Annotated in this window: 2 tRNA genes and 2 rRNA genes; all 4 read left to right on the top strand. The window is 49.4% G+C overall.

Annotated features, from left to right (window positions below):
* Nucleotides 1-60, top strand: a 16S ribosomal RNA gene (locus tag BCO18175_RS40415); the annotation flags it as partial.
* 62 nt (nt 61-122) lie between these two features.
* Nucleotides 123-199 (top strand) — tRNA-Ile (locus tag BCO18175_RS40410).
* 93 nt (nt 200-292) lie between these two features.
* Nucleotides 293-368: transfer RNA gene (locus BCO18175_RS40405), tRNA-Ala, on the top strand.
* Between the two features lie 287 nt (nt 369-655).
* Nucleotides 656-903: ribosomal RNA gene (locus tag BCO18175_RS40400) — 23S ribosomal RNA — on the top strand; the annotation flags it as partial.

Genomic DNA, 903 nt, shown 5'->3' with positions numbered 1-903 from the left:
ACTGGGGTGAAGTCGTAACAAGGTAGCCGTATCGGAAGGTGCGGCTGGATCACCTCCTTTCCAGAGCTTCTCGCAAAGTTGAGCGCTCACGCTTATCGGCTGTAAATTAAAGACAGACTCAGGGGTCTGTAGCTCAGTCGGTTAGAGCACCGTCTTGATAAGGCGGGGGTCGTTGGTTCGAATCCAACCAGACCCACCAATGTCTTGTCTGGCGTGTCGGTGATCGTTAGTGCTTTAGCACTTACGAGCACCCCATACCGACAGGTTGAACACCTGAGGAATATCTGTACATGGGGGCATAGCTCAGCTGGGAGAGCACCTGCTTTGCAAGCAGGGGGTCGTCGGTTCGATCCCGTCTGCCTCCACCAATCTTCAATGACAAGCGTTCGACTTAGTCGAATTTTTGTCATTGGCGATTGAGCCAGTCAGATTGATATGAGTAAAACCATATCGGCTGTCGTTCTTTAACAATCTGGAAGAAGTAAGTAATTTGGATAGCGGAAGCGTCTTGAGATGGACGTGAAAACTATCCGGGTTGTGATTGTATCGATGTATCTCAAGATGATTCGAACTCTATGTTTGACTCAATTGGAATACGGCACAAATGCGAGAACTCAACCTGTAACGAACTGTCGATGAGACAGACTCGTTATAGGGTCAAGCGAACAAGTGCATGTGGTGGATGCCTTGGCGATCACAGGCGATGAAGGACGCGGTAGCCTGCGAAAAGCTACGGGGAGCTGGCAAACAAGCTTTGATCCGTAGATGTCCGAATGGGGAAACCCACTCCTTTTGGAGTATCCATGGCTGAATACATAGGCCATGCGAAGCGAACGCGGTGAACTGAAACATCTAAGTAACCGCAGGAAAAGAAATCAACCGAGATTCCCAAAGTAGTGGCGA

The sequence above is a fragment of the Burkholderia lata genome (assembly GCF_902499335.1).
GTDB classification, from domain to species: domain Bacteria; phylum Pseudomonadota; class Gammaproteobacteria; order Burkholderiales; family Burkholderiaceae; genus Burkholderia; species Burkholderia lata_B.
Note: the sequence above shows the minus strand (reverse complement) of the source record. Positions and strands in the feature narration are given on the sequence as shown.